This window comes from Pseudoalteromonas luteoviolacea H33-S (assembly GCF_001625695.1).
GTDB lineage: Bacteria > Pseudomonadota > Gammaproteobacteria > Enterobacterales > Alteromonadaceae > Pseudoalteromonas > Pseudoalteromonas luteoviolacea_B.
On the sequence record NZ_AUXY01000093.1, the window covers coordinates 1 to 23,160 of the forward strand.

A 23,160-nucleotide genomic window follows, 5' to 3' on the forward strand; every position below is an offset into this window, starting at 1 on the left:
GCCATGTTTAGAGACTTTTGCGACTTGGATAATATTTTTTGCAAGATCGAGCGCAATCACGTTACGATTATTCATATATGGACTCCTTGGTTTTGGTCGACACCACATTACACTGTATGTGAGATGTGGTGGAGTCCATATATCGTTTCAGAGCCCAATACCCTCTTAAACATGGATTGCGGAACAAGCCCGCAACGACGAGGATAAGAAAGTGCAACTTGTTCAAACAACAACGCTAAACTACACCTCGTCACCCTGAACTCGTTTGAGATCCCAAAGAGGTTCAAAAAAACAGATAAAATACAAGCAAGCTGCCAAAGGTAGTGAGATAAAGGTTTTTGAACTTAAACGCCAAAAAAACGGCTGCTAGAGCACCTAGTAAATAGGGGTTATTCAACTCGGTAACCAGTTCCCCATTTGGCATAAACACAATTGGCACCCAAATCGCAGTCAGTACACATGGTGCGCTAAAGCTCAGCAAACGCTGAAATCTCGGACCAATGGTAAACGGTAAGTTTTTTGCTAAAAATAGATATCGAGTGGCAAAGGTGACACATGCAAGCGCAATAATGGTAACTATCATGATTTGTCCTCTTTTGCCTGCAAAACATAACCTGTGCTCATGCCAAGCAATGCAGCAGCCACCAAACCAAATTCAAACTGTATGGTTTTGAAATACAGTATGCTGATCCCTGATACCAAACAGGCACACAATACAGGGAGGTTTGACACCCCAGGTACCACCAGCGCAATAAAAATGGCTGCGATGGCAAAGTCCAAACCTAGATTAGTCAGATCAGGTAAAAACTGCCCTGCCACAATGCCAAAAAATGTCCACACATTCCAAGCGAGATAAAAGCTACCGCCTGCAACCAATGCATACACAAGACGCAATTTACCTTGATATGCACGGTGATGGTGAGAAAAAGCGAACAGTTCATCAGTGAGGAAAAATGCAATTGGCCCGCGCCAACGAAGCGGTTTGTCGACCATTTTATTACGTATGGCTAATCCGTATAATAAATGGCGTGCACTGATGATGAATGTCGTCACCATCAAAGTTAGCAATGACGCTTCTTTGGCCATCAGCTCTACCGCCACCAATTGCGCAGAACCCGCAAATACCAGCACAGACATAAGCTGTGCCTCCAATGCTGTAAAGCCATTTTGAATCGCTAAAGAGCCACATAACAAACCCCAAGGCAACACCGCCAAGTTGAGTGGCAGCATATCAAGCAAGCCTTTTTTTATTGCAACTTTCATAGAGTTAACACGCCTGCCTATACTGATTTGGGGTTATCCCCATGTTTTTCTTAAAGTGACGACTAAAGTGGCTATGATCATAAAACCCAACATGGCTCGCCACATCAGAAATACTTTGACCATGGCGAAGCAGCGCCTTGGCATGATTCAATCTATGTTGAATTTGGAAGGCATGCGGTGTCAGCCCTGTCTGCGCTTTAAAAGAGCGGACAAAATGAAAGTGGCTCATATGAATAAGCTGCGCTAAATCAGCCAATGACACGTCATCAAACACATGATCGAGCAGATAAGATTTTGCTAACTCTATTCTACATTTCAGCGACTTTTGCTCATCAGCTAACGTTACTCTGCCTGCTGACTGACACAAATTATCCAAAAAATGCACAAGCTGAGTTTGCTTTTCCAGCAAGCCCGCAGCTGAGTCCAGTGTGGTAAACAAGTCATTTAGCTGCAGGGCAAGCACTGAGTTATGCATCACCGCCTCACCGAAGTAAGGCGCACGGTTTTGGTTGCAGTCCATTAAGCTGTTAAACAACTCGGGCGTTGGATACATAGAACGATAAGATGAGATCCCTTCACTCGCCTTTTTACAATCATGTACTTGTTCAGCATTAATCAAAATTAGGCTATGTTTACCAGCAAGGTGCTGCGCGCCTGAACGAAAAAAACGCTGTGCGCCGCAATCGACCAAAGCCACTGTGTATCCACTGTGATTGTGCCGTCCAAAATCAGTTTTTTTATCTATATTATGAAGTACTTCCAAACCACCTAGTTCGTGATGAAAGCTAAATTTTGATTGCTGCATAGACTTCCCCCTTACTCAAACTCAGCTTAACGTAAGTGACCTTAAAGTGCTTGTACAAAATTGCGCAGTTTGCAATCCAAAGCCTCTAGTTTGATTAGCCTTAGCGAGCCAAAAAACGCAGACTATTCTTTTATAGCTCATTAACCAAAGGCTTATGCAGCTCTAATAATCAATATAGCGCCAACAACCCATTCAATTCACCAAGATATGGCATACGAATTGCTTACTAAAAACATCTTACTTACTAATACCTAAACACTAGAAAGTGAGGTTATTGCCACGAATGGCATTATTTAAAACACCAAAATAACTCTTTAAGGAAAAAAGAAATATGAAAAAATTCATCCATGCAACCTCTTTGTTTTTCGCTGCTGTATCAAGTTCTACAAGCTTTGCAAATACAGACCTTGTCGATGTAGACCAGATGCTAGCGCAAACATTTGAATTGATTGCAAACAATGAAAACCGCGCAGCAATAGATAACCTAAACTGGTTAGCGAAGCATGGCGTATCCCACGACCCTAGATTTCACAGCGCCTTGATTAATACAATGCAAGACCTCTGGTTTGACTTCGCACGCAGCTATGCGCCTGCTTGGAAGTCATATCACGCCGTATACAATACAGCCCAGCAATCACTGACTTTAGCGCCGCAAAATTGTGCCGCATTTGACATCGCACTGAGTTATAGTCAACAGCCTCATCATGCGACAAACCATATCACTTATTTAGAACAAACCGAGCAACAATTTCCAGCCACATGGCAGCGCTGCTGGACCTTACCAGCGTCCTTCAAGGCCATTGAATTCATCTCAGAACCGCTTATTACACAGTATGTTGGAGACTTATCTGATCACTTCAAATTGCATATTGTCGATGACCTAAACGCCACTTATCGCGACTGTGACAATTTACCTGACGAGAGTTTAGCGCTTGAGTGTAAAGACGAGCATAAGCAAAAGCTCCTTGATGCCTCAGTAATGTATCGAGATGCAGCAATGGCAATACATGATGACATCTCAGAAGCAGGCAGAATTGGCGGCCACACAATTGGCCTGTTTTTAGAATGGCAAGCCTACGACAACCGTAACTAGTCAAGATTTTTAGGCCTCAGTATCCACACTGTGATCAATAAATAGCGGTAATACCTTGCCGCTTTTTTAACTTCCAACTCAAAAAATTGCACAAAGAACCTCAAGCTGACCATTCACAGTCAAAAAACGACTATTGAGCCTAGTTTTTACTGCACTCTCTTTATTTATCAGTAATATAGCTTTGCACTTTCTACTTTTTAATCTTGTTATGACTGAAATACACTTAAACAATACAGAAAAACTGCTTGCGCTGGCCATCATGGCACTGGTGAGTTTAGCTATCAGCTTTACTGATTGGATTCAGCGAAGTATGGCCTACTCAAGCTTGATTTTATATTCGTCGCTGCTGTGCGTGCTGTTTATGTATTGGCTACCTATGATTATTAGCTACTTGGGGATCAACATACTAAAAATAAAACATTGGCTAGCACAAATAAGTGTATTTTACTTAACTATTGTACTGGGTAGTTACACATGGGGGAGCTTAAGATCGATATTACTTAATATTCCAGCACTCACAATCACTGATGCCATATTTGTGGCACTGCCTTGGAGCATAGGCATTTTTGTACTCTGTAAGTTTTATTTAAATCAGAAACACCTTAAAGACGAGCAACTTCTACGTAAGCAAGCCGAAATAAAAGTATTGCATGGCCAGCTCAACCCGCATTTTCTTTTTAACAGCCTAAATACCATTTCAGCGCTCACTGTAGCAAAACCAAAAACGGCGCAGCGACTGGTGCATAGCTTATCTACGGTTTTGCGATACTCCATCAATAATGCCAGCAATAACAATGCGCAAAATAAAACTGTCTCATTGGCGGATGAGCTAGTTGCTATCAACCAATGGTGTGAAATAGAGAGAGCGCGTTTCGGTAAGGATGTGACATTCTTATTTGATATTCAGGACAACTTACTCAATGCACAGCTCCCAGCTATGATCTTACAACCCCTGCTAGAAAATGCGCTCAAGCACAGTGTATCAAAACCACTCACCGTAAAAGTAAGTGCTATCAATGATGGCCACAGCTTTACCATATCAATAGAAGATAACGGCCAAGGGTTTGCGGAACATATTTTGTCTGGCGAGCTAGATGCTGGACTTGGCTTAGCAATTACACAATCAAGATTACGGCTTGAAATGGACACACAGCTTGAGCTCAGTAATGTGCCAAGTGGTGGTGCAAAAGCATGCTTTACATTATCCAAAGGAGCGGTATAAATGCTTAAAGTTGCCATTATTGAAGACGAGAAGCCTGCGTTAGATAAGCTGACCTCTCAGCTAGAAGAGCTAAATCTATGTACGCTCGTTTATACCAACTCAAGACCTGTAGCTAGTTTAACAGAACTGCACGATTTAGAACTTGATGTGGTGTTTGTTGATATCAATTTACCCCAAATAAATGGCGTCGCTTTTGCCAAACGCCTGATCCAAGATGGGTACTCTGGCCAGCTGATTTTTACCACTGCATATAGTGAATTTGCTGTCGATGCTTTTGATATGGGCGCAACAGACTATTTACTAAAGCCCTATGATACCGAAAGGTTGGCATTGGCACTCAATCGAGTTAACCATAAGGCAGTTGGCCAACAAAAAACAACACAAACTTTAACCAGCAAGTTTGCAGGCAAAGTCAGTATGATTGAAGTTAATCACATCGAAGCCATCAAGCTTGAGCATGGTCAAGCCATCGCATATACACCTTCTCAGTCATACCCCCTTGATTTTGCTTTGGACGATTTAATGCACATGTTACCAAATCAATTTGTAAGAGTGCATCGCGATAGCATAGCGAACACACATCGAATTGACACACTTGAGCGTTGGGTAACGGGTGGTTATCTCATCACATTGCAAAATTCACGTATACAAGTCATCAGCAGTAGAAATGGGGCGAAACTCCTCAAAAAAATACTCAATCTATAACCATAAAAACAGGAAAAAATTATGAAATCAATGATGCCATTTTGCTTGGTAGGGCTCCTTGCGGCTTGCAGTTCTAGCTCTGAACCAGACGTAAAAAAACACTTTATTAAGGATGGAGAAAAACACCCGTTGGTCGTTGTATTTGGCGGCAGTGAGGGAGGCAATACTTTAGCTAAGCCTCTTTGGCAACCCTTTCTAAATAGCTTTCATGACATGGGGCTTTCTGTGGCGGCGGTAGGCTACTACGGTACAGAATCAACGCCATCACAACAAGTTGAATTATCACTTGAGGATATCGCAGCGCGGATCAATACCTTGGCAAAAGACCCGTACATTAATGAAAACTGCATCGCCGTATATGGCTTTTCCAAGGGGGCAGAGCTGGCCCTGTTACTGGGGAGTCATTTCGACAATATCAACCACGTTGTGGCCGTGATGCCGACTCATGTGAGTTGGAATGCAGTCAAAACGCCGTCGTCTCGTTCCGGGTGGACGTTAAAAGAACAGCCCCTCAACTATGTAGATGCACCTTTACTGTCATGGAAAATGCAAAGAGGTAATTTTACTGGTGAGTTTACGCCTGCTTTTGAGCAAGCCTTATCCAGTACACATAAAGATATTATTAGCGCTGCCAGAATTCCTATTGAAAAAAATAAAGGACCGATACTGCTGGTCTCGGCCAAACAAGATGAAGTGTGGCCATCATACATGATGTCCAATCAAATCATTAAACAGTTGGACAAAGTCAATTACCCGCATGCCTATCAACATATTGCACTTGAGGGCGGGCATTATACCTTTAATCGTGACACGCAAACTCAAGTTGGACAGTTTTTAAAAGAAACACTCATATCAAATTGCCAGTAAATTAAGCAAGTAGCAAGACAACACCTCCTTGCTACTTATCATTATCCTACATATTAATTCCATCTTTATTTTTTTAGTTAAAATTTAAAAAACAAAGACCAAGTTTTAAAAAACTATCTAAATAACAATTAATATAGTAATTTAAAAAATGCAGAATTTTGATAACTAACAATACAAAGTCAATTAAATGCAATGAGGGAATAATGACTAGATTACTTTTTATTTTTATCAGCTCTATTTTGACATTCACTACCTTTACTACAAGTGCGAAAGAATTTAATACACCACAAGAAGCCGTGGGCACCTATATTACAGGCGTCACTCTAGGCATAGGTAAAAATATTGAAATGGCTTTTCAAAAAACAGCTACTATTCAGTACTTTGACGAGCGTGGCCAGTATCAAATCTTCGGACGTGACCAATTTATGCAGCGGATCGATACAGGTAATAAGTGGGCTGCGAAGGTCGAAATCACTAACCTATTGATCACTGAAAATGTTGCCAATGCCACTGTTGAATTTACCTGGGGGAAAGAAAAACAGCATGGTTACGTGGATTACATCAATCTCATTTTTGATGGTGAACAGTGGCAAATTACAAGTAAGGTTGCACAATATATATCAAGACAGCCTAACCAATAAAAAATCAAAAATCCGAAAGATATAGGCGCATTTTGCGCCCATTAGAACAGCTTGTGTTATCTTGGATGATACTGAAGCTTATCGGTCAAAACAGAAAAGTTATCATCACTCACTTTTAGTAAGAACTCTCTGCCACCCTGGCCATAATAACAGCCATGACCTCGCACAAATTTCCCCACAACGGTGTGATGGCCGTGCTTCCCCTTACAAACAAACACATCGAATCCTTCATTTCCGCCAATCACTGCATTGCTTCTTATGTCATTTGGTTTAGCCCCCGGTACATATGGACCGTGGAGTCGACTATCCCACTGAAGGTCGCCGAGCTTGGTCAACAGTACCTTATAATAATGGGCACCTATTTCGCGACCACGATAGCTGACATAACACATATCATTCACCTCTTTACCGGGTAAATTTGAATGCCTACATACGTTAACAGCGGAACTTGAATCATGCTGCCCCGCATATACGCGCCTACCGTCATTTGATGTCGCCGCATGATCGTATTTCCAACCTGTATCATATATCCATTTACTCGGGTCTGAATATGCCATTGTACTAGTGCTTATAAGTGATGCAGCCAATATACTTAATTTGGAAAGAGTACTTTTTTTCATTTTTATTCTCGATAGTAATTGTTACGAATTTCAAATCATCGCTGTCAGGGTAAAAACAAAGATTTTCTCTGAGCAGCAATGGCATCATGAAAAACACCATAAATTTCTACAAGAAAAACAAAATAAATATAAAGTAAACATGCGTTAAAATTAGTAAAAGAAAAACAAAAGTAAAAAATAACTATACAAAGCAAAGGTTTAAAATTAAAATTCGGCATCACCACAGGGCAAGAGCATGAAAAATCACTTGCTATTCAATACCTTTTCTAAATAGTTCTCGTTCCTAGCTGCTTTTAGTTGGTTAGCGCGTACACCTTTGTTAAAGGATGTTTCTTTCTTTAATAAATGCAATGTATCTTACACCAGCAAACACGTCTGCTGCGCCGTCGCGGCGTATACGGCAGCAATCTTCATTCATTGCCACATCCAAACACCAATGAAGGCTGTTCTCAATATGCCAATGCGCTCGTGTGGCTTCAGCTAGCCTTTGCGCACTCAAGTTCGCTGAACTTGTGTAATATCGATATGTTAGCTCACCTTGCTTTTGGTTATCCGATTTACGGTAAGACCCTATCATGCTTACACTTTGTAAATTGGGCCAGCTAGCACTTGCTGGAATTAGAGCCATGTCATTGCAGACAACAGCTGCCCTGAACTCTTTTCGAACTCGTTGATAATCAGCCTCACTTAGTAGGCTGTCACTCGCTATTTGGCGTATAGTTTCTGGCTGTAAACGTTGTTTTACTTGCTCAAATAAGCTGCCCTGATTGGTTTTGAGTGCCAGCAAATAGTCCGCTTCTTTTTCTATAGTTTGTTTTGCAATCTCCTTTTGACAGCCCATTACATCAATGGTCACTATACAACCTTTTAGCTCTAGCAGCTGAAGTAACTTTGGGATAGTTGTGATTTCATTGGGCTTCGAGTCAGTCTTACATTGACCTAACGTCACACCATTTTCAAAGACAAACGCACTGATAATGTGGATAGTATCTTTTCTATCTGACTGTTTAAATGAACCTTTTAGCCTTTTTCCATCAATGGCAACCACACTGCCGTCGGTGAGCTCGCTACAGCTTTGCATCCATTGAGAGAAACAGGCTTGAAATTAAGTCATATCGATGCGGCTTATAACTCTTGCAATCATGTCGTGTCGCGGCACGCCGTTAGCTAACGTTATAAATTTACGTAACCAAGGTAGTTTGTCATGGGCAAAATCTTCGATTTCTTCCCAACCTTGGCAACCTGCGATTACTGCACTGATAGTTAGAAACAGAATATCGGATAATGAATGTTGCACTTTGCTTTGCTGGCGTGGGTCATCAATGGAAGAAAAATGTTCAAATAACGAGCTGGCTGACATAATTGGGCTGCCAAATCTGAAAAGTAGTATAAAGTCATAAATTTATGTCAAGGTAACGTTCATGTTCTTACCCTGAATCCCCCCCTATTTCGCGAAAAATGATAACTGACATAACACATATCATTCACCTAATTAGTGGGTAAATTTGAATGTCTACATATATTTACTCAGTTCTGAATATAAGATGATAAAAGTACTCAAGAACAAAACCCCAACATATTTAATTCACCCCTTTAAATTATCAAAGTTAAATTTTAATAAATAATTATAACAAGAATATATAAACAGCCTCAGCTTTGCTGACAACCCCATGATAAACAACATGCACTAAAAAAGAAAAACCACCTGAAATTTAACACATCAAACAAAAACCAAAAAAAACAGTTAAAAAATTAAATTAAAGATCACACCAAGTAATAAACAACGTTTAAAATCAAAAAAAACACAGATATAAAAAGATATCCAACTCCTTTAACTCCTGGGATAAGCCTATCAACTTCCTGTACATTTTTAGATAACAAAACCCTTGGGTTTTTAGATAAAAACAGAAAAAACCAACCACCAGAAAATAGAAAAACAGACAAGAAAAAATCAGAGTTAATAAAGTTAAGACTTATGGAAAAATTTAAAAAAGACACAACATTTAATAACCAAAAAATACTTTTTTCACTCATATTAAACACTTCCAATTAAAATCTGGATTATATAAAATAATCCAGATAAACTTCATTTTATGTTAAAATCAAATCTTATCTTGTTGCAAACTGATAAAGCACAGTTCCAACACCATAACCAAAGCCAAAAGAGAAGCCAAGCGCTCCTCCAATAACACCACCTCTTGTTGCTCCGACTGATGAACCAGTCCAAACAGCTCCGCCAACAGTACCTACAGCAGCTCCCCAATTAAAACCCCTTAAAGCATCACCACCACTTACTTGTTGAATCTCTCTTACATTTAATTCACGCATAATGCTATACTCCATTAAACCGACTTAACTTTTCATGAGTTGTCGGAGGATTATGTGCTCACTCTCAAAGTGAAAGTAAGCACTTAAACAGGCTGACTTTAGCGCCCCGTCTAAAGTTGACTGAAGTCAGCCGCCCTTATTTTTAACAAAGAATTCCAATAAAACTCCATTAAAAAATCTTGGTTTTACTTTTATAAAAAACCCAACTGGATTTAAAAAAACAAATTCAAATAAATTATAAGCCAACCTATAAAAACAAAAAGAGCTTTAAGTAAAAAACCACAAAAAAAAGAAAAAACAACTACAACCCTTTGATTTAACAATGTATAAATAAAGAAACACCAAACAAAAACCCTTTAAAAATTAAAAAAATAATAAAAACCACCTTATTTAAAGTAATTAAAACCTCAAAAAGAGAAATTAATTACCCTATAATGAAGTTGCATCTATATAAAAACGCTTTATTAAGACAATTACATGTTTCAAGCAATGCAAACCAAATAACAAAAACCGTTTGTTCAATTGTATTGGCTTGATATCATGACGTTGAATTGGAAGACCCCACACACATGGAGTAATAATGAAAAAATACCTTCTCGCTCTGGTTACAGGTACTGCTATTGCATCAGGCGGCTACTACATTACGCAAACAAATAGTAATTCAGACCCCTTACCTCAATTGGACTATGTACCTGCGGATACGCTATTTTTATGGTCCCAATTAAATAGCTTTCCCTATCTGCAATATTTTGATCTATTGCCACAAAGCTATAAAAATGTGCATCAAATTGAAGACGTGATTGCAACAATGAAAAGTGATGATATGAGTGTAAATCAACGTTTTATACTCAACCTCCTTGAGCAATATTCTAAAAGTGCAGCGTCATCTGAACACATTCAACGTACTTGGGGTATTAACAATGACCTAAAAGCCCTCGCCTATACTGTAGGTCTATTGCCTGTATTACGCGCAGAACTGGGTGAGCCTGAGGTATTTAATACCACCATTAAACAGGCTGCAGAGGACGCAAATCTCAGGTATGAAGATACGCAGATAGATGGCTCGCCAGTGACTCGGTACTTTTTTGAAGAAGGTGGTCAGCGTATATTTGACTTATTAGTTGCCATTAACGAGAACTGGGTAACAGTCACGGTTGACACGCCATTTAATGATTCTGATGATTTAAAGACAGCTTTGGGTCTCACTAAGCCTTTAAATACGTTAAGCAGCAGCGGAAAAGTTGATAAATACATCCAAAACCACCAACTGGATGGAAATAACCTCGCCTTTTTAGATACAGGTTTATTCGTTGATATGCTTACAGCCAAAAATCCAGACAGCCCTGCAACCCAGATGCTGGACAAGCTTATTGGCTTATCAAATAGTGATGGCGCACTTGAGAGTATCAGAACACCAGAGTGTCAGCAGGACTTTTCTAACATTACTCAAAAATGGCCAGCGATTATTTCCGGCACACAAAAAATGGACATAACCAGTCAATTTGCCGACCTTAAAGTGTCGACAGTTATTGCGTCCTCGGATACAAAAATACTTAATGCCTTGCAAAATATGCGTGGCTTTTTACCTCAGCATACACAAAGCAATAACGATGCTTTAATCACTTTGGGGTTAGGGCTCAATGCTAATCAGCTCTCCCCTTCAATCAATACGCTATGGGCTGCATTTGCCAGTGCTCGATTTGATTGTACGCCGCTTAACACTTTGCAAGCTCAAACAAAAGGCGTTAATCCTGCGCCACTTGCTATGGCTACGGGTATGCTCGGTTCGTTTAAAGGCGTAAGCGCAACAATCTTTGATATAGATGTCAACACACTTTACCAACCTGATGAATTTGATACAAAAGCTTTAGATGCCTTGATTACAGTCTCTGCAGATGATGTACAAGCGCTGTTTAACATGGCAAAAAGCTTGGTGCCCGAGCTTGCATCGTTAACTTTACCAAACGATGGCAGCGCCATCGAAATAAATGATTACCTGCCACCGGGTGTTTCAACATCAACCCCTGTTTATTTAGCATTAAAAGGGCAGCATCTGGCTGTATATAAAGGCAATATGGCAGAAAAGGCGGCAAATGGTTTGAACAGCCAAGCAGTGACAGTCAATGGATTAGCTAACTTTGGATTGAACAGTGCTAAGATATTTCCAAAGGTATTTGAAGCTGCAAAGCAGTCTGGTGAGCCAATTCCAGATGAATTAAAAGAGTTGTTTAATCAAACCGGTAAAATGCATGTTCAATACGATATTAACGATAAAGGCATTGTCTTTGATGTCGATATCAAGATAACAAAGTAACCGTAATACGGGCTAATACTGGTCAGTATTAGCCCGTATTTCTATTCATGCTTTTTTATACGGTAAATTTTTACTTCAAGCCTTTCACTAGCGGCATACCATTGGTGCCAACAGGTATATATACCGTTGTATGGTTTGGTGATTCAGCCATTTTAAGCTGTGCATTAATCGCTTCGTGCTGCAGATAATTTTCTGTAAGCGTTGAGTTGATGATCTTTTGTGCCTCGGCAATCCCTTTGGCTTCCTCAATGCGAATTTCTGCATCTTTTTTAGCTATTTGCTTCTGCGTTTCTTTTTCCGAAAGCAGCTGTTGAGCTGCAAGTTTTTTCTCAACTGCTTTAGCAACGATGTCTGGGTAATTTATATTACCGACAACTATATTTTTAACCTCAAAGGGGGTTGTATTTAAATACGTTTGTAGTTTGGTGGTTACTTCATTTGCAATATCATCTCGGCGCGCTTTTAACTCACCACTATCAAACTTTTGCACTGCGTTCCGTACATATGTTCTAAATGTTTCTCTAACAAATCTCTCATACCACTTTTCACCCCCATAATTTTCTACCACGGCTTTAACAGTACCAGCTCTGATAGAAACGACAGCATGAAAATCAAAAACAATATTTAAGTCATCATTAGCTAGAATTCTAAACTTTTCAGTATACGTATTCGGGCGCATGTCTATATTGATCACTTCATTGCGCAATACAGACATACCATAGTTACTAGGCCCTTGAAGGGTTCCTTGGTAACCACCTGAGCCAAACATTCTAGGCTTTTCATAAACATACCCTTCATGTCCAGCCGGTGTACTTGGGTTACTACAAGAGCCTAATCCGAATAGGAAAAATGCGATAACGGCGACAATACTAAAAATGGTACCAATCGGAGCTGACTTTTTTTCAAACATAATGTGCTTTATTCAAAAATAAAACCATATAATACGTTGAATACTAAAAAAGACAAAATCAATTAATAAAATAACATCCCCTAAAACATAAAGAAAATATATACCAAAAACTTTATTTTTGTAGAAATAATAATCTTCACACTATATATTTGTTCGGATTCTATACTAAAATAGTAAGCAGTTAGGAACTTTCATGATAAATGAGCAGCACCATATTCACTTTAGAGCAGCAACCTTAGAAGACAAAGCCGCATTATTAAACCTTGAACAAGCTGTTGTCGACGCGGAGCGACCGTATAACAATCAAATAAAAGCTGATGCTCACTATTATGATTTAGATAACCTGCTTCAAAGTGAACAAGCAAGCATACAAGTGGCAGAATGCAATAATCAAATCATCGCCACAGGCTATGTACAGATCAGACTATCAAAGCAATCTCTTGAGCACGAACAGCATGGCTACTTAGGGTTTATGTTTGTCAGCCCTGAGTTTCGAGGCCAAGGGTTAAACCAAAAAATCACCCAGCGTTTAATTGATTGGGCAGAATCTAAAGGCATTTATGACTTTTATCTAGATGTATACAACGACAATCAAGCTGCCATTAACGCATATCAAAAGCTTGGCTTTAAGCCGTCGCTATTAGAGATGAAAGTCAACACTAAAAAGTAACTCGAGATAATAAATAGCCCGTACAAAGTACGGGCAATCTCTGTGCTATAACGTTGGAATAGAGTCGGGCTCTGGTGGTGGTGTGATATCTGTTAAATCTTCGGTTATCAACCACTGCGGTAAGTAAGGATGATCTGGCACTAGATACCCTTTACCAGAGTAAGCGACCCGAGCAAGCCCAACTAAATCTAATGCAAAATACGCAAAGGGCTCTCCGGCTTTATCCATTGTGTGCGCGCATTGCGCAAACTTGTCTAACGCATCTAGCATTTTTTGTTGATAGGTTTGCTCATCTTCATGACAAAATACACTCAATAAGCAATCGATGCGTGGCAAGTTTTCACTGCGACGAGACAATAACACGTCGTCTGCGACTCGGCTTTCAAGTTCACTCAGTACCGTTATATCAACTTGCATATATGCCTTTATGGCCGCAACCAAGTCCCGCTCCTGCGGATTTAGTATGGCTTTTACAATGTTAAACTCCGCCATATGTATCTGAGCAACACCCGACATGTCCATTGACTGCTCTTCAAATTGATCTAGCCATGCAATGCTCTGCATATCGTTATAGGCAAGCGCCCAATATACTGCACGGCACCAATTAATTGGGTCGATACCAAAACTTAATCGCTCCCCTGGGCGGGTAATTGACACTTCATCTAAGCGCAATTCGTGTTGCTCGTTAGGAAATATATGCCGCTTAAAGTGTGCTAGATGGTAGTGATAAAACTTATCTAAAAACCATCTGGCCTCGCTGTGCGGTCGCTTCGCAAATACCGCAAAATCAAAGCCATTTCGCCAAAACTTAGTAGATTGATATTCCCAACTATTACCACTCATCAAATCAAATCTTACCTCATCGTTTTGAAGAGCAGATTTGCGCGAATAAGCTGAACGGGCTCTTTGCTGATAAAACTCTTGGTAAACGTCGAGTTCGTAACTGTCACCATAATGATGTTTCATTTTCCCTCACAAGGCGGTCTATGCCACCCTCAACATTTTATTTTTATAAAATTTACTTGCAGCGCACCAATAAAAAACACATTAAATTAAACCCAGGGCAACATGTAAGCATTTAATTTAAAAGGATTTTAACCCCCAGTACTGGTTTGATATTATACGCTTACTTTAATGTGTAAGTAATGAAATCTTAAAATTTTGTCTAAATCATAACTCTGTTACTACTGGGTCTAGTACAGAGCATTCCTTAGCGTTTATCAGAAGAAAAAACCAAATAACGACAAATAAATAGAGTGCCACATCTTTCTGCATCAATTCTTTTTTCGTCTACACTGAAATTATTCTGCAGCTCACAAGGTCTTTTCTAGCAAGTCGTCCGGAGCGCATAAAGTTTGCTTTTTTTGTATCGCGCGCATTTGCAAAAAAAGTCAATAAATCGAGCGCTGGAGTGGTGCTTTTCCTATACAAAATACAGCCCACTCTGGTTTGCTCTATAAATTTGGCAATACCAAAACACGAGGAAACGACAATGAAAGCATTAACAGGCGCCGCAATGGCAATGATGGTAGCGGGTCTTGTAGGCTGTAACGCAACTGATTCGAGCCAATCAAGCAATGCCAGCACAGCTGCAAGCTCTAAAGGTGCAACCACAGATTTAGTGCATTGCTATGACGTAAATATTTGCGGTGGTCACAACGATTGTAAAACGGCAAATAATGCGTGTGCTGGCCATGCATCTTGTAAAGGGAGTGGGTTTGTCGGTATGCCAGCAAAAGCATGTGCCGATGTAGGCGGTAAGCAAAAAGACAGCTGGGTAGGCAGTATCGCAAAAGCCGATTTAGTACACTGCCACGATGTCAATATTTGCGGTGGTCATAATGACTGTAAAACAGCTAACAACGCCTGTGCAGCACAAGCATCGTGTAAAGGCACAGGCTTTGTGAATATGCCAGCAAAAGCATGTAAAGATATTGGCGGTAAAGTCGGTAGTTAATAACTCTATTTGGAGCCTGTTCCAAACAGGCTCTAAACAATCAATCTTGTGAGAACAGCTTGAACAGCACATCCCCCCCTTATGTTGGTTTCGGACTTGGCTTACGCACTTGTTATTTTGAAGAAATAATAGCGACTAACCCAAAGGTAGACTGGTTTGAAATTATCTCCGAGAATTACTTTGTTGCAGGCGGTAAACCTTGGCACTATTTATCACAAATAAAGGAGCGATACCCCATTGTGATGCATGGTGTATCTATGTCTATTGGCAGTACATCTGATGTCAACTTTGACTATTTAGATAAGCTTAAGCAGACGATTGATCGTGTTCAGCCGCTTTGGATATCTGACCATTTATGTTTTTCTTCTCTAGGCGACTTTAACAGTCATGACTTACTTCCTATGCCCTATACAGAAGAGTCTCTGACGCATTTGAGTCAACGCTTATCCATTGTACAAGACTATTTAGAGCGTCCACTTATTTTAGAAAATGTATCCAGTTACCTCACCTATCAAGCATCAGAAATGAACGAGTGGACATTTTTAGCTGAACTGCACAACAGAACAGGTTGCCAATTCTTATTGGACATCAATAATATTTATGTCAGTGCACGCAATCACCAATTTGACCCTAATGAATTTTTAGACGCTATTCCCTCATCAGCTATTGCGCAAATACATTTAGCAGGGCACAGCGATTTTGGCAGCCACGTCATTGATACACACGATCAACCTGTATGTGATGCCGTGTGGGAATTATTCTTGAAGTTTGCAAATAGCCATACGCCAGTCAATACCATGATAGAAAGAGATGATAATTTCCCTGATTTCAAAGAAATCATGGCTGAGCTAACGCATGCAAGATCTTTGGCCCCAAGCAACTGGAAAAATTATGAGTACGCTTGAACAATTACAAAGTGACTTTATAGCCATGCTACAGGGTCACAATACAAGCTTTACAGATCATATCGCACAACAAACTGGCTTGTCGCCCGGGCAACGCAGTGAAATCTATCAAAATGCATATCAAATTAGGCTTAAAAAAGTGCTTGAGCAAGACCATGAAATGCTTGGCTTATATTTAGGTGATGAATTATTCGATCAAATGGCTGAGTCGTATTTAGCGCTATTTCCTTCTCAATCATCATCTCTTAGAGAGTATGGTGAACGTCTTCCGGATTTTCTCAGCGCCCATACACCTTTTAAAGAACATGGTATTTTATCCGAAATGGCCCTGTTTGAACGATTATTACTGAGAGCATTCGATGCCGCTGATGGCAAATTATTAGAGCTCGCCCACCTACAATCCATAGAGCAAAAAGCTTGGCCTAATATCGTTTTGCAATTACACCATAGTGTGCACATACTTACTTGCAAATACTCTGCTGTTGAGAGTTGGCAAGCGCTGAAAAATAGCACTTCCCCTCCACCGCCAGAATTAAACAACACTCAGTACTGGATCATCGCAAGAGCCCGAGACAAACGAACTGGCTTTTATCCTTTATCTGAATGCCACTTTCAATGTTTGATGAGTATTAAGCAAGGTTTACCGTTTGGCTTTATTTGTGAAGCCGCAGCACATGTCACTGGCGATCAACAACAAGGTACGCTCGAAGTCATGCAGTTACTGCAGCAAGGAATAGAGCTAGGTTGGTTTTTGCAGAGCTCAGCAATGCAATAATAGGCACAGATATGAAAATGAGACAAAGGCTTCAACTTTATCAAATCAGTGTCATCTTTAGCATGCTATTTGCTTTAATCGGTTTCAGTTATAACACTTGGCGGTTAGAAGTCTCTGAGCATAATAGTAATGTTCGCCTTGCTTGCTTTGAGATACTTAAGGAACTTGCTGCATTAGAACAACTCATTTATATCGCGCATTATGATAAAGATATGAATACGGCGAGCCCGCGAAAAGGCTGGATAAGAATAGGCCTTATCACAGACTTTAGTTATTTAGCTAATCAAGACGTCCAGTCAAGCTCTAAGGCGCTACACCAAACTTGGTCTGAGCATTGGGAGTCAGTGCCTGACGATAACCAGTCCGTTTTACTCATAGTTGACGATATTGACCAAGTGAGAGTCAGCATTAAAAAGCTGCTAACCTCACTCAATTAAAAACAGATTAAACAAGTAGCTCGTGTTTGGTCTGTCTACTCTTATTCAACTCGCTAAGCTTTAGCGTTCTTCTTACACTTAGCATATATTTTTAAATTGTAGCTCTTAGCAAATTCATACTGCTTAAGACGTTGCTGTTTATCCTGCTCAGACTTAATTACATCGCCAGTACTGGGCAAATACTTAAGGCCACACGATACTTTAAGCTCATCAAAGTCAAGCTGCTCAAGTCCCGGGAAAACAGGACGACGCCCCGTTGTTGCATAAAGCCTAAAGTCTTTATTTTCAACTGCGCGAGCAATGGCATCAGACACATCTTTTTGTAATGTCATGTCTGTGGTTGACTCATTCTGATGCTCACCATACCCATCTGCACATCCAGCCAATAACCAAGCCGATAACATCAAACCAATGTACGTTTTCAAATTGCTCTCCTTTGCCTAGCTCTAATAAGCGTTAATAGCAACATCAGCCAACTGAGGTAGTACATCTGCCCTGAAGATCCACCGCCATCGTTACTTGGGGCCGCTGCCACAGTTATCGTCACCTGTGCCGTAGCCTCAACACCTGCTGCGTCTCTAACAACATACGACAACTGTTCAGAACCCAGAAAATCTGTGGCAGGTGTATAGGAAAGTTGGTTGTTGGATACAATAACACTACCTGTCCCTTGATAATTTACAGTGCCAATCACTAAATTATCGCCATCGACATCTATATCATTAGCCAGCACATTCAACAGGTTATTTTGTGTGTTCACAGTCACTGAAAATGTGTCATCTTGGCCAGAGGGTGCATCATTGACAGCCGTCACACTAATACTGGCATTAAAAGTATCGCTTGTAAGCTCTCCACGTACTGCCGTAATGGGCACGTTGAGCGTACCATTGAAATTGGCCGTAGGTGTAACTGTTAACCCACTCACAGTATAGTTATCGCCATTTCCGACGGTGATGGACTCTGCATTAAATCCGCCCTCATATTTAAAGTTACTGATCTCCAAAGTAATATTGGTATCTTCCGCAACAGTTAAATTTTCCTGCTCAGTAATATTGGGCGCTATCGGTTCAGAGCTGCCCTGTATTTGCACATTACCATTGTTCACTGCAAAAAATATATTATCGGTACATTTGATTTTTAACTTGCCATCAACAGAGCTCACGAGCCCAGCTAAGGTAACTTCATGCTCCCCATCATTAGCAACATTATCACCAATCACCGTTGGGAAGGTTTCACCACCATCTAGTGATAATAAAATATCAACAGTTCCACACGATATCGGTGCATTTTCTGTCCCAGCAGTTTCCCAACGCACTGTTTGTGTCCCCAGCATCCAAAGAGTGCCACTGGTTGGGTCTTGCACAGCAAACCCTTGCTGATTACCGACAACCGTTACAATCATTGCATCGTCGGCGATATTGCCTGCACCATCTCGCACCAATAATTTAAAGTTTAAGCTGCGACTAGTCGTGGGCAGGACTTCTCCATAACTGACTTGCCCAGATAATACATCTTCCATTTTAGGAAATGTTCTTTCCCCCTCTGGCACCGGGTTAAACACCCTAAATAGCGGCCCAGAGCCCATATCAGTTGCATCCTCTTGAGGGCTATTGGTTGCGCCTCCTAAATCGCTTTGCTGCCAACTATACATTAATGCATCACCATCCGCGTCCGTTGCACTGCCGCTTAAGATGAAAGGCGTTCTTGCGGGAATCGTGAAATTTTCGCCAGCCTCAACAACCGGTGCTTGATTAGTTTTTGCTGTTCTTATTCCACATGAGCTGCCATCTGCTTGTCGAGTATATGCAGCCATCTGTTCTAGTGAATACACATGAAAGTATGGATCTGAGTTAGCTTGTAGGTTTTGTGTGTCGCAAATACCTGTATACCCCATGATGGTTGAACCACTACCCGGCTCGAACGCAGCATCTTCAACACGGTTGCCATCACACGCACCAACCAGACCGTTAAAAGTATGATCTGCTCCTAATTGATGCCCAAGCTCATGAGCAACATAGTCTATAGCAAACGCATCATTGACTGGTTGTGGATTACCTGTGACCCCTTCGGCTTTTGCGCTTGTACATGCAACACCAAACCCAGCAAGCCCACCTGCCCCGGTTCCAACCAAATGCCCTATGTCATAGCTGTCAACGCTGGTTACGCTGGCAATTGCATCTGCAATTTTATCAATGTCAGTATCATCATTAGCAAAAGGATCTGTTGCTGGGTCTAAAAAGATCAAATCGTCATTATTAGCTACAAGCTCAAAAGAGGTTGATAAATCTTGCATATAAACCTGATTTACCCGATTAACTAAAGTCACCAACGCAGCCATAACACCTGACTTTGTGCCACCATGAAATTGCGCATATTCCCCAGTAGTAACAACTGCCAATCGGTATTTCACGTCTTGAGTTATACCAAACCTGAGCTGACGTGTATCGCTTAATCGCGACTGTGTGTGTGCCCCCGCTTTGCGCTTAATTGGCTCATGTAGTAGATAATCTGATTTTGTGCTTTGACTATCTAGTGCGTATTTATTATACACTCTATACAAAGCTTGTTTTTGTTGACTTTGCCCGTTAATAGGCTCAATAAATACGCGTTTTCCAGACAATTCATATACGCCAAAAAAGCCACTCGGTGAAAAATCAAAAGTCCCTTTCACAGCAGGGTTACCAACTTGGACTCCCGTATACGTTTTGATTTCAGGGTACTTACTTGCTAACTCTTTTGACATAACAAAGTAAGGTGTTAAGTGGAATTCATTAAACTGGCCGTCAGGTGTGGGGAGGTGTATTCTCACATCACCGCCTGAAGCAAAACGCTGCGCTAATTGGGGTGTGTCTAAATAAACTTTTTTTAAACCGCTTATGCTTTGCCTACTTTCAAGCTCAGTCCATAGTTCTGTTTGACTTTTTGCATTTAAAGTAACCACTAGTACAGCAAAAGTAATGACTAAATATTTCACCATAAGTCTTTCCAGCTTTATGAGATCTATATTACAGCATAGTAAGAGATAGACTGATTGCTGCTCTTTTTTTGATTCAAACATGAATTGAACAGGTTTTCATTTGTAGGAAATTGCCGATCAGAGCTGTAGGCTATAGGTGTTAATGCATGTAATTACGTAAAAAATCTCATCAGACCACTTGAAACAACAGAACAATAGCTCTAAATTTGAATCATGAAACTTGCAAAGGGAAAGGCATGATTTTTTTAATTCGTTTTATAGCGTGTATAGCGATGACAACGCTATCATTTATCTATCTTATTGAAATGGAATTTGTCAAAACGAGTTTACTCGCAATATTGGCTATTGTTTTAAATCCAAGTACCAAACATACTCCGCTTGAAAGTGATAATGGTAAACGACTTTTCGATAAATATCTTGTAGATAAGCCCAAAAGAAGTCGTAATACCTTAAAGCCTTGGTAAATAATGTACTAAAACTAATGTCTGTATTAAGGGCCAAGATAGCGGCTATTATGCTCAGCTAATGCCCTTCTTACTTTTTCAATTAACTGCTTATCTGTATTTAAATTAAACGCCATACATGCACGTCTATCAGAATTATTCCGTACCTCAATCACTGGCACAACAACATTATAGTTAACACCAATAGACTTCAATGTTGCATGCATGGTGTACTCTGTTGTCAGTAAGAAATCTATTCTACCTGCTAATAACTTCCTCTGAGATGCACTTGGATCTGCAGTGATATCGAGATTTGTGCCTGCTTCAAACCCATTCTTAGTTAAAAACTCATGAACCACGCTGCCACGAACAATCGAAATCACATATTTTTTCGCATCCTCTAGCGAATCCACTTGAATATCAGTTCTGCTTTTTAGTCTGAACAAGTACTGTCTAACAGGCCGCATTAAAGGGCAAGCCCACTCAAACAGATCTTCACGGTCACTACTTCTGTAAATAGAGTAAATCATTGTGTTAGGCTGTGTTTTTGTCAGCTTCATTGAACGAGCCCAGGGGTAAAGCTTGATATCGTATTCAATACCTGCAAGGTCTAGCACTTCACGCACTTTTTTTGTCGCGCGCCCTACAATTTCCCCCTGCGGGGTCGCATAATTGTATGGCACCCACTCTTCAGTAACCACCTGAAGCTTAGGTATATCAGCAAAAGCATTGTTTTGGATACAAAAAAACAAAAGCACTAGCAACAGTGCCAACCTGTCAATCACGACTCCTCCAAATAATTACCGATGAAACAATGACAATTGTTGCGCAATCTCTTTGTTACGCTTTACTAAAAGGATAGTCGTTATGATGTGATGAGAAAAATAAAATCAAAAAACACATGCAAAGCAACAATAGTTTGTCGCTTTTCGATGGGAAATAACACTGTACAGAGGTGATTACCTAAAGAATACCACCTTCTGAATTTTGCCATCTTCTATCTGATAACTTGTCACAAACTCAGAGCGTTTATCAATCACACCGTCCGCTTTTGTGCAAATTTCAGATGTTTCATGATCTATCACGATGTTTCCGTTCGTGATCCGCTTGATAGACGTTGATTTCATACAATGCATCTTCTCAAACATTAACCCATAGCGTTTAATAAGTGGCTTCTTGCCTTTGAACATCAAGGTTTGCGGGTACATGTAAAACTCAACATCCTCTGCATACAAAGCTAAAAACTGACGAATATTCTGATTATTATAGGCTCGGATCAGCTTATCAATGACAGCCTCTGCAGCTTTTTCTTGTTCAGTTTTTTGTAGATTATATTCGCTCGCTTTATCCTCAAATGCTGGGTTCGCAATAGCAACTGAACATATACACAAAGCAAATAGAAAAAAATACCTCATACTTCCCCCTTTTTGGTACGGGCGAGTAGAGTATAACAATTTTATAATATGTAATACAGCCTAGGTTAAGCTTACCAGTATTGCTCAACCGTAATATGCCCTGGTTCTATTCTGCGATGTTTTTTAAAACCAAGCTGTTGTAATAGCAACGTCGTATCTTTCACCATTTCAGGGTTGCCACATAACATAAAATGGCTATCTTTGGGTATTGCTGGCAGCTTACAAAAGCTCAAAAGTTGTCCATTTTTAATAATATCAGTCACCCTGCCACTTAATCCTATGTCCGGCTTTTCGCGACTTACCAAAGGAACATAAGTAAACTGTTTAAACAACTTTTCAGTCGCACGAATTTGATCTTGATAACAGAGATCTGTGTTTAAACGTACGCCATGAACAAGTACAACTCGCTTAAACTGCTTCCAGAGCTTTCCATCGCTAACAATAGACAAAAATGGACCAATTGCAGTGCCTGTAGACAACATCCATAACGTATCTGCTTGGGGCACTTCATCCGTTGTAAAGTATCCGGAGGGCTTATTATAAACCCAAACGTCATCCCCCTCATTCAGTTGAGCCAACCTAGCAGACAACGCACCATCCTCAACCTCTATTAGATAAAACTCAAGCAAGGGATCAGAAGGCGAATTCACAAATGAATAAGCGCGTGCCACTCGCTTATCACCAATATCTAGTGCTAATTTCGTGAATTGACCTGCTGTAAAGTCTTGAATATCGGCCGCAACTTTTAGGCTGAATAAGCTCGGTGTCCACCAATTAACTTCTACAACTTTTCCTATTACCCAATTTGTCATA

Annotated in this window: 27 protein-coding genes and 1 pseudogene; 13 read left to right on the top strand and 15 right to left on the bottom strand. The window is 40.3% G+C overall.

Translation table 11 applies throughout. The annotated features are described in order from the left end of the window. A partial coding sequence (locus tag N477_RS26495; protein ID WP_231102117.1) for a hypothetical protein occupies window positions 1-207 on the top strand: 207 nt, incomplete at its 5' end. 76 nt (window positions 208-283) lie between these two features. Here the strand turns inward: N477_RS26495 and N477_RS18530 are convergent. Genes N477_RS18530 through N477_RS18540 form a run of 3 tightly spaced genes read right to left on the bottom strand, consistent with a single transcriptional unit; the run spans window position 284 to window position 2,068 of the window. After that, entirely contained in the window at window positions 284-583 is a 300-nt protein-coding gene (locus tag N477_RS18530) for an AzlD domain-containing protein (RefSeq protein ID WP_063363859.1), read from the bottom strand. Next, entirely contained in the window at window positions 580-1,263 is a 684-nt protein-coding gene (locus tag N477_RS18535; RefSeq protein WP_063363860.1) for an AzlC family ABC transporter permease, read from the bottom strand. Before N477_RS18535 ends, N477_RS18530 begins: the two co-directional genes overlap by 4 nt. A 4-nt stretch (window positions 1,264-1,267) precedes the next feature. Continuing rightward, window positions 1,268-2,068: an AraC family transcriptional regulator gene (locus N477_RS18540; protein ID WP_063363861.1), complete on the bottom strand. Its 801-nt coding sequence runs from the start codon at window positions 2,066-2,068 to the stop codon at window positions 1,268-1,270. A 331-nt stretch (window positions 2,069-2,399) separates the two neighbouring features. On the opposite strand from N477_RS18540, the gene N477_RS18545 reads away from it, so the two are divergent. The 5 genes from N477_RS18545 (at window position 2,400) to N477_RS18565 (ending at window position 6,596) form a co-directional block, all read left to right on the top strand. Next, entirely contained in the window at window positions 2,400-3,161 is a 762-nt protein-coding gene (locus N477_RS18545; protein ID WP_063363862.1) for a hypothetical protein, read from the top strand. Window positions 3,162-3,369: 208 nt separating this feature from the next. Next, complete coding sequence (locus N477_RS18550; RefSeq protein WP_063363885.1) at window positions 3,370-4,383, top strand: sensor histidine kinase; 1,014 nt, start codon at window positions 3,370-3,372, stop codon at window positions 4,381-4,383. Further along, entirely contained in the window at window positions 4,384-5,088 is a 705-nt protein-coding gene (locus N477_RS18555; protein WP_063363863.1) for a LytR/AlgR family response regulator transcription factor, read from the top strand. 21 nt (window positions 5,089-5,109) lie between these two features. Beyond that, on the top strand, window positions 5,110-5,955 hold the full coding sequence (locus tag N477_RS18560; RefSeq protein WP_063363864.1) for an acyl-CoA thioester hydrolase/BAAT C-terminal domain-containing protein: 846 nt from the start codon (window positions 5,110-5,112) through the stop codon (window positions 5,953-5,955). 203 nt (window positions 5,956-6,158) lie between these two features. After that, a complete protein-coding gene (locus N477_RS18565; RefSeq protein ID WP_063363865.1) occupies window positions 6,159-6,596 on the top strand; it encodes a nuclear transport factor 2 family protein in 438 nt (145 codons plus the stop codon). 56 nt (window positions 6,597-6,652) lie between these two features. Here N477_RS18565 and N477_RS18570 read toward each other — a convergent pair whose 3' ends face one another. The 5 genes and pseudogenes from N477_RS18570 to N477_RS18585 form a co-directional block, all read right to left on the bottom strand. Next, window positions 6,653-7,153, bottom strand: a complete 501-nt coding sequence (locus N477_RS18570) for a DM9 repeat-containing protein (protein WP_063363866.1) — start codon at window positions 7,151-7,153, stop codon at window positions 6,653-6,655. Between the two features lie 382 nt (window positions 7,154-7,535). Beyond that, window positions 7,536-8,309, bottom strand: a pseudogene (locus tag N477_RS18575) (ISAs1 family transposase); the annotation flags it as partial. Between the two features lie 12 nt (window positions 8,310-8,321). Beyond that, entirely contained in the window at window positions 8,322-8,576 is a 255-nt protein-coding gene (locus N477_RS26500) for an ISAs1 family transposase (RefSeq protein ID WP_081216605.1), read from the bottom strand. 404 nt (window positions 8,577-8,980) lie between these two features. Continuing rightward, window positions 8,981-9,250, bottom strand: coding sequence for a hypothetical protein (locus N477_RS18580; RefSeq protein WP_063363867.1), 270 nt, complete (start codon window positions 9,248-9,250; stop codon window positions 8,981-8,983). A 75-nt stretch (window positions 9,251-9,325) separates the two neighbouring features. After that, window positions 9,326-9,544: a hypothetical protein gene (locus N477_RS18585; protein ID WP_063363868.1), complete on the bottom strand. Its 219-nt coding sequence runs from the start codon at window positions 9,542-9,544 to the stop codon at window positions 9,326-9,328. A gap of 580 nt (window positions 9,545-10,124) precedes the next feature. Between N477_RS18585 and N477_RS18590 the strand changes: the two genes are divergently transcribed. Continuing rightward, on the top strand, window positions 10,125-11,858 hold the full coding sequence (locus N477_RS18590) for a hypothetical protein (protein ID WP_063363869.1): 1,734 nt from the start codon (window positions 10,125-10,127) through the stop codon (window positions 11,856-11,858). Between the two features lie 70 nt (window positions 11,859-11,928). On the opposite strand, the gene N477_RS18595 is transcribed toward N477_RS18590, so the two are convergent. Next, entirely contained in the window at window positions 11,929-12,768 is an 840-nt protein-coding gene (locus N477_RS18595) for an SPFH domain-containing protein (RefSeq protein WP_063363870.1), read from the bottom strand. A gap of 193 nt (window positions 12,769-12,961) precedes the next feature. Between N477_RS18595 and N477_RS18600 the strand changes: the two genes are divergently transcribed. After that, entirely contained in the window at window positions 12,962-13,438 is a 477-nt protein-coding gene (locus N477_RS18600; protein WP_081216606.1) for a GNAT family N-acetyltransferase, read from the top strand. Window positions 13,439-13,483: 45 nt separating this feature from the next. Here N477_RS18600 and N477_RS18605 read toward each other — a convergent pair whose 3' ends face one another. Next, window positions 13,484-14,404: an immunity 49 family protein gene (locus N477_RS18605; protein WP_063363871.1), complete on the bottom strand. Its 921-nt coding sequence runs from the start codon at window positions 14,402-14,404 to the stop codon at window positions 13,484-13,486. 526 nt (window positions 14,405-14,930) lie between these two features. Between N477_RS18605 and N477_RS18610 the strand changes: the two genes are divergently transcribed. The 4 genes from N477_RS18610 to N477_RS18625 are packed head-to-tail and all read left to right on the top strand — an operon-like array spanning window position 14,931 to window position 17,512. Next, window positions 14,931-15,395, top strand: a complete 465-nt coding sequence (locus N477_RS18610; protein ID WP_063363872.1) for a hypothetical protein — start codon at window positions 14,931-14,933, stop codon at window positions 15,393-15,395. A 59-nt stretch (window positions 15,396-15,454) separates the two neighbouring features. Beyond that, a complete protein-coding gene (locus N477_RS18615; RefSeq protein ID WP_063363873.1) occupies window positions 15,455-16,300 on the top strand; it encodes a DUF692 domain-containing protein in 846 nt (281 codons plus the stop codon). Next, window positions 16,287-17,075 carry a DNA-binding domain-containing protein gene (locus N477_RS18620; RefSeq protein ID WP_063363874.1) on the top strand — a complete coding sequence of 263 codons (789 nt, stop codon included), beginning with the start codon at window positions 16,287-16,289 and terminating at the stop codon, window positions 17,073-17,075. Before N477_RS18615 ends, N477_RS18620 begins: the two co-directional genes overlap by 14 nt. An 11-nt stretch (window positions 17,076-17,086) precedes the next feature. Further along, entirely contained in the window at window positions 17,087-17,512 is a 426-nt protein-coding gene (locus tag N477_RS18625; RefSeq protein WP_063363887.1) for a hypothetical protein, read from the top strand. Between the two features lie 53 nt (window positions 17,513-17,565). On the opposite strand, the gene N477_RS18630 is transcribed toward N477_RS18625, so the two are convergent. Then, complete coding sequence (locus N477_RS18630) at window positions 17,566-17,937, bottom strand: hypothetical protein (RefSeq protein ID WP_063363875.1); 372 nt, start codon at window positions 17,935-17,937, stop codon at window positions 17,566-17,568. Further along, entirely contained in the window at window positions 17,934-20,489 is a 2,556-nt protein-coding gene (locus tag N477_RS18635) for a reprolysin-like metallopeptidase (RefSeq protein WP_196760659.1), read from the bottom strand. Before N477_RS18635 ends, N477_RS18630 begins: the two co-directional genes overlap by 4 nt. A gap of 236 nt (window positions 20,490-20,725) precedes the next feature. On the opposite strand from N477_RS18635, the gene N477_RS18640 reads away from it, so the two are divergent. Next, window positions 20,726-20,953, top strand: coding sequence for a hypothetical protein (locus N477_RS18640; protein WP_063363877.1), 228 nt, complete (start codon window positions 20,726-20,728; stop codon window positions 20,951-20,953). Between the two features lie 26 nt (window positions 20,954-20,979). Here N477_RS18640 and N477_RS18645 read toward each other — a convergent pair whose 3' ends face one another. From N477_RS18645 to N477_RS18655, 3 genes are all read right to left on the bottom strand, one after another. Continuing rightward, a complete protein-coding gene (locus N477_RS18645) occupies window positions 20,980-21,717 on the bottom strand; it encodes a substrate-binding periplasmic protein (RefSeq protein ID WP_081216607.1) in 738 nt (245 codons plus the stop codon). A gap of 174 nt (window positions 21,718-21,891) precedes the next feature. Next, window positions 21,892-22,347, bottom strand: a complete 456-nt coding sequence (locus N477_RS18650; RefSeq protein ID WP_063363878.1) for a nuclear transport factor 2 family protein — start codon at window positions 22,345-22,347, stop codon at window positions 21,892-21,894. Window positions 22,348-22,418: 71 nt separating this feature from the next. Continuing rightward, window positions 22,419-23,159, bottom strand: coding sequence for a ferredoxin--NADP reductase (locus N477_RS18655; protein WP_063363879.1), 741 nt, complete (start codon window positions 23,157-23,159; stop codon window positions 22,419-22,421). Window position 23,160 lies beyond the last annotated feature (1 nt).

Bases quoted from the DNA above. Each gene is read 5' to 3' on its own strand.
- N477_RS18530 (WP_063363859.1), bottom strand. From the start codon at position 583: ATGATAGTTACCATTATTGCGCTTGCATGTGTCACCTTTGCCACTCGA.
- N477_RS18535 (WP_063363860.1), bottom strand. From the start codon at position 1,263: ATGAAAGTTGCAATAAAAAAAGGCTTGCTTGATATGCTGCCACTCAAC.
- N477_RS18540 (WP_063363861.1), bottom strand. From the start codon at position 2,068: ATGCAGCAATCAAAATTTAGCTTTCATCACGAACTAGGTGGTTTGGAA.
- N477_RS18545 (WP_063363862.1), top strand. From the start codon at position 2,400: ATGAAAAAATTCATCCATGCAACCTCTTTGTTTTTCGCTGCTGTATCA.
- N477_RS18550 (WP_063363885.1), top strand. From the start codon at position 3,370: ATGACTGAAATACACTTAAACAATACAGAAAAACTGCTTGCGCTGGCC.
- N477_RS18555 (WP_063363863.1), top strand. From the start codon at position 4,384: ATGCTTAAAGTTGCCATTATTGAAGACGAGAAGCCTGCGTTAGATAAG.
- N477_RS18560 (WP_063363864.1), top strand. From the start codon at position 5,110: ATGAAATCAATGATGCCATTTTGCTTGGTAGGGCTCCTTGCGGCTTGC.
- N477_RS18565 (WP_063363865.1), top strand. From the start codon at position 6,159: ATGACTAGATTACTTTTTATTTTTATCAGCTCTATTTTGACATTCACT.
- N477_RS18570 (WP_063363866.1), bottom strand. From the start codon at position 7,153: ATGGCATATTCAGACCCGAGTAAATGGATATATGATACAGGTTGGAAA.
- N477_RS26500 (WP_081216605.1), bottom strand. From the start codon at position 8,576: ATGTCAGCCAGCTCGTTATTTGAACATTTTTCTTCCATTGATGACCCA.
- N477_RS18580 (WP_063363867.1), bottom strand. From the start codon at position 9,250: ATGAGTGAAAAAAGTATTTTTTGGTTATTAAATGTTGTGTCTTTTTTA.
- N477_RS18585 (WP_063363868.1), bottom strand. From the start codon at position 9,544: ATGCGTGAATTAAATGTAAGAGAGATTCAACAAGTAAGTGGTGGTGAT.
- N477_RS18590 (WP_063363869.1), top strand. From the start codon at position 10,125: ATGAAAAAATACCTTCTCGCTCTGGTTACAGGTACTGCTATTGCATCA.
- N477_RS18595 (WP_063363870.1), bottom strand. From the start codon at position 12,768: ATGTTTGAAAAAAAGTCAGCTCCGATTGGTACCATTTTTAGTATTGTC.
- N477_RS18600 (WP_081216606.1), top strand. From the start codon at position 12,962: ATGATAAATGAGCAGCACCATATTCACTTTAGAGCAGCAACCTTAGAA.
- N477_RS18605 (WP_063363871.1), bottom strand. From the start codon at position 14,404: ATGAAACATCATTATGGTGACAGTTACGAACTCGACGTTTACCAAGAG.
- N477_RS18610 (WP_063363872.1), top strand. From the start codon at position 14,931: ATGAAAGCATTAACAGGCGCCGCAATGGCAATGATGGTAGCGGGTCTT.
- N477_RS18620 (WP_063363874.1), top strand. From the start codon at position 16,287: ATGAGTACGCTTGAACAATTACAAAGTGACTTTATAGCCATGCTACAG.
- N477_RS18625 (WP_063363887.1), top strand. From the start codon at position 17,087: ATGAAAATGAGACAAAGGCTTCAACTTTATCAAATCAGTGTCATCTTT.
- N477_RS18635 (WP_196760659.1), bottom strand. From the start codon at position 20,489: ATGGTGAAATATTTAGTCATTACTTTTGCTGTACTAGTGGTTACTTTA.
- N477_RS18640 (WP_063363877.1), top strand. From the start codon at position 20,726: ATGATTTTTTTAATTCGTTTTATAGCGTGTATAGCGATGACAACGCTA.
- N477_RS18650 (WP_063363878.1), bottom strand. From the start codon at position 22,347: ATGAGGTATTTTTTTCTATTTGCTTTGTGTATATGTTCAGTTGCTATT.
- N477_RS18655 (WP_063363879.1), bottom strand. From the start codon at position 23,159: ATGACAAATTGGGTAATAGGAAAAGTTGTAGAAGTTAATTGGTGGACA.